A 3,525-nucleotide genomic window follows, 5' to 3' on the forward strand; every position below is an offset into this window, starting at 1 on the left:
GCTTCGGTTCGCTGTTTCCGCCACTGGCGGCGCTCACCTTTGCAGCACCCAGTATTATCTGCGCTTTTGGCTTAGCATCTGCCGTACCTCGCTCGCCGTATCGGCACTTAGAATTATGCGGTATTGCCTTATAAAATCTGCGCCCGGCAATGCATTTGCGTCGCAGTTATGCTACAATAGAACCAGAAAACCACACCGGGAGGGATACCAAAAATGACAGAAAAAACTCACGCAGTGCCAAACGGCGTGATCCACTACTGGATGAATGATTTCCAACCGGGGCGGGCGGTGCTGGTGTTCCTGCCCGGCCTGACGGCGGATCACCGCCTGTTTGACAAACAGGTCGAAGCGTTTGAATCCACCTATAACCTGCTTGCCTGGGATGCCCCCGGCCACGGCAAATCCCGTCCCTTTGTGATGGACTTCACCCTGGCGCAAAAGGCCGCCTGGCTGCATGCCATCCTGCAGGCGGAGGGCATCACCGCACCGGTGCTGGTGGGGCAGTCGGTCGGCGGGTATCTTTCACAGGCGTACATTCAGGCTTACCCCGGCGAGGTGCGCGGCTTTGTTTCTATTGACTCCGCCCCGCTCAAGCGCAAATACATGAGCGACAAAGAGTTCTGGATGCTGAACCATATGGCCCCCGTTTACAGCGCCATGCCCTGGAAAATGCTGCGCAATGCCGCTGCGCAGGGCATTGGCATTACCGAATATGCCCAACAGAACATGCGCGAGATGGTGGCCCAGTACAGCCGGGATGAGTTCTGCGGGCTGATGAAACACGGGTTCATCATGCTGGCCGGGGCCATTGGGGCAGACCTTGGGTACGATATCACCTGCCCCTGCATCCTGCTGTGCGGCGAGCACGACAAAACCGGCGCTACCAAGCGCTACAACCCGATGTGGGCTGCGGGCGAACATCTGCCGCTGACCTGGGTCAAGGATGCGGGGCACAATTCCAATGCCGATAATCCGGCCTTTGTGAACGCAGAAATCGAGAAGTTTGTAGCCGGGCTGCCGGGTTAAGGACCGGACTGCAAGGGAGACTGACACCATGAAAATCGAACAGCAGGCGCAGACTCGGGCTTTCCTGATTCAATCATTCAGCAGCGTCAGGGTGGGAACGCACACAGCACTGCTGTCGGGGCTGCTTTGCGGTTTCCATTTTTTCAAAAAGCAATCCACAGAAAATCATTGATCCTATGTATCAAATAGTAAGGAGCGAGCCAAATGGAAAAGCGATACGGCATCTTGATACTTGGCACTTTTGCCTGTGCCGCATGTTTCCTGTTATCCGCCTGCGCAGGGCCAGCTGCGGAACAGTCATCCGTTCAGCCACCCTATGACGGGCAGATCCAGGATGCCGATGTCTTTATCGACATGCCGAACCTGCGCCAGTATGGCGGCTACACCTGCGGGACCACCTGCGTGCAGATGGTGATGAACTGGCTGGACCCATACCAGGCCGATTGGAACCTTGCCGCCTATGAGGAAGAACTTGGCACCAACGAGGAAGCCGGAACCCCGCCAGGCAGCATTGTCAGCTTTTTTGAGGAAAACAGCGTAACCGTCACGGCAAAGGAGAACCGAACCACGTCAGAACTGGCTTCGGCTCTGTACCAGGGGCACCCTGTGCTGCTCTGCATTCAGGCATGGGCCGCGGCAGAGGATGGCTACAATACCCAAAATTCCGATGAGGCGGACACCTATTTGGCCGAGGGGCACTGGGTCATCTGTGTCGGCTACCAGAAGCAGGAGCCGGGTTATGTATTTTACTTTAACGATCCGGCGTGCGTTGGCTATTGCATGATGAGTGAGCAGGATCTGAACAACCGCTGGATCGATATGGATACTGAGGGAAATGTTTACGACCACTACGGCATTGAAATCACTGCGGACGGAACGAGTTATAACCCCGATGGGGTGTTTTATCTGGAATAGGAGGTATTTTCAATATGAAACCATCATCTAAAGCAGTCATGATTGGATGTATCAGCTTTTTTGTTTTCTTATATGGAAATCTTCTATTCGGTGGACTTGTTGGGTCACTGATTCCTGGTGGAGATGACTTTATAAACTCTTATTTTTACCCACTTTATACAGCAGTCACACTGTTAATCTCTCTCATTATTTCCTGCACATACTTGATTCTCAAAAAAATCAATCTGCTTTTAGACAAAATGGAAGAAAAATAAACTTGTGTTTCACAAATCGGAATTGACCGAGCTGAAAGAGAAGGATGCTTGTTGCCCGAAAGACAAGAAGATGGAAGTAGAAGAAAACAAAAAATAATTTTTTATATGAAAGGCTGGTTGCAGAATGTCAAAACAAAATATTTATGATAATGATTTATTTTACGAAAACTTCGAGAAAATACGTAGCAAAGAAATCAATTTTAATGATATTATTGAGACACCAATAATATTAGGAATGATACCTGAACTATATAAAAAGAAAGTATTAGATATTGGATGTGGTATGGGGCAACATGCACTTCAATATTCAAAGAAAGGGGCGTTATCCGTTCTTGGAATTGATATATCGGAAAAAATGTTAGCATATGCAAGAAAAAATAATACTGCCTCTAATATTGAATACAGAAGACTGGCTTTTGAAGAATTGGATGATTTAGAGGAAAAGTTTGATGTTATTACAAGTTCATTGGCTTTTGATTATGTAGAAAATTTTGAAAGGCTTATGAAACAGATTTATAGTCACTTGAATGAAAATGGCAAATGTGTTTTTTCGATGTCACACCCAATAAGTACAGCATATGATGGGACTTTTGACAGATATACCAGAACAGAAACTGGAGAAAGATTATATGCTAATCTACGAAATTACGGAATAGAGGGTAAGCGTGTTATTCATTGGGTAGTAGATGAATATGAACTTTATCATAGAACGATTTCAACATTAATAAATGATATTGTTTCTGCTGGATTTATTATTGAGGAATGTCAGGAATCAAAAGTACCAGAATCAATTAGAGAAAAGCGACCAGATATGTTTGGAGGAGTTATTCATCAGCCAGACTTTATTTTTTTTAGGTGTGGAAAGAAAAATTAATATTTTATCTATGTAAAGAACCCGACAAGTTCCAGTTTGCAGAGGTAATCATATCTTGAAAAAATATCAATGTCCTTGTTGTGGATATTTCACCTATAACGTTTCACCAGGCGAAGACTGCGGGTATATTTGCCCTGTCTGTTTTTGGGAGAATGACCCATTCATTGCTTCTAATGATGAACCCAGCGACTCTAACCATGGAATAACACTGAATGAAGCAAAATTCAACTATTTACGATTCGGTGCCTGCGAAGAAGGCATGCTGCGTTATGTCCGTCCACCCCAAAATGATGAAAAGAGCGCTTTGAGATGAGAACATAAAACCTGCCCATATCAAACGTACTGCCATATCATAACTTTTTACCACAATCAAATTTAGGGCAATACCGCATAATTCTAAGTGCCGATACGGCGAGCGAGGTGCGGCAGATGCTAAGCCAAAAGCGCAGATAATAC

Annotated in this window: 7 protein-coding genes; 6 read left to right on the top strand and 1 reads right to left on the bottom strand. The window is 46.4% G+C overall.

The genetic code is table 11. The features are described from left to right. Positions 1 to 213 precede the first annotated feature (213 nt). The 6 genes from C4885_RS15750 (at position 214) to C4885_RS15770 (ending at position 3,382) form a co-directional block, all read left to right on the top strand. Entirely contained in the window at positions 214 to 1,026 is an 813-nt protein-coding gene (locus C4885_RS15750; RefSeq protein ID WP_114001240.1) for an alpha/beta fold hydrolase, read from the top strand. A gap of 28 nt (positions 1,027 to 1,054) precedes the next feature. Further along, positions 1,055 to 1,198 carry a hypothetical protein gene (locus C4885_RS16565; protein WP_158538932.1) on the top strand — a complete coding sequence of 48 codons (144 nt, stop codon included), beginning with the start codon at positions 1,055 to 1,057 and terminating at the stop codon, positions 1,196 to 1,198. Between the two features lie 32 nt (positions 1,199 to 1,230). Beyond that, the gene (locus C4885_RS15755) at positions 1,231 to 1,941 is read left to right on the top strand and encodes a C39 family peptidase (protein ID WP_114001241.1); all 711 of its coding nucleotides are present in this window, start codon (positions 1,231 to 1,233) and stop codon (positions 1,939 to 1,941) included. Between the two features lie 14 nt (positions 1,942 to 1,955). Beyond that, positions 1,956 to 2,195 carry a hypothetical protein gene (locus tag C4885_RS15760; RefSeq protein WP_114001242.1) on the top strand — a complete coding sequence of 80 codons (240 nt, stop codon included), beginning with the start codon at positions 1,956 to 1,958 and terminating at the stop codon, positions 2,193 to 2,195. Positions 2,196 to 2,319: 124 nt separating this feature from the next. Then, entirely contained in the window at positions 2,320 to 3,069 is a 750-nt protein-coding gene (locus C4885_RS15765; protein WP_114001243.1) for a bifunctional 2-polyprenyl-6-hydroxyphenol methylase/3-demethylubiquinol 3-O-methyltransferase UbiG, read from the top strand. Between the two features lie 55 nt (positions 3,070 to 3,124). Continuing rightward, the gene (locus tag C4885_RS15770) at positions 3,125 to 3,382 is read left to right on the top strand and encodes a CPCC family cysteine-rich protein (protein WP_114001244.1); all 258 of its coding nucleotides are present in this window, start codon (positions 3,125 to 3,127) and stop codon (positions 3,380 to 3,382) included. On the opposite strand, the gene C4885_RS16865 is transcribed toward C4885_RS15770, so the two are convergent. After that, positions 3,302 to 3,525, bottom strand: a 224-nt coding sequence (locus tag C4885_RS16865; protein WP_207657613.1) for a hypothetical protein, incomplete at its 5' end; no start/stop codon positions are given. The genes C4885_RS15770 and C4885_RS16865 overlap by 81 nt on opposite strands.

Origin of the sequence: Subdoligranulum sp. APC924/74, from assembly GCF_003324125.1 — a bacterium.
In the GTDB taxonomy this organism is placed as follows: domain Bacteria; phylum Bacillota; class Clostridia; order Oscillospirales; family Ruminococcaceae; genus Gemmiger; species Gemmiger qucibialis.

What these genes read in the sequence shown, in the direction of transcription:
- C4885_RS15750 (WP_114001240.1), top strand. Translation starts at nt 214, where the DNA reads ATGACAGAAAAAACTCACGCAGTGCCAAACGGCGTGATCCACTACTGG.
- C4885_RS16565 (WP_158538932.1), top strand. Translation starts at nt 1,055, where the DNA reads ATGAAAATCGAACAGCAGGCGCAGACTCGGGCTTTCCTGATTCAATCA.
- C4885_RS15755 (WP_114001241.1), top strand. Translation starts at nt 1,231, where the DNA reads ATGGAAAAGCGATACGGCATCTTGATACTTGGCACTTTTGCCTGTGCC.
- C4885_RS15760 (WP_114001242.1), top strand. Translation starts at nt 1,956, where the DNA reads ATGAAACCATCATCTAAAGCAGTCATGATTGGATGTATCAGCTTTTTT.
- C4885_RS15765 (WP_114001243.1), top strand. Translation starts at nt 2,320, where the DNA reads ATGTCAAAACAAAATATTTATGATAATGATTTATTTTACGAAAACTTC.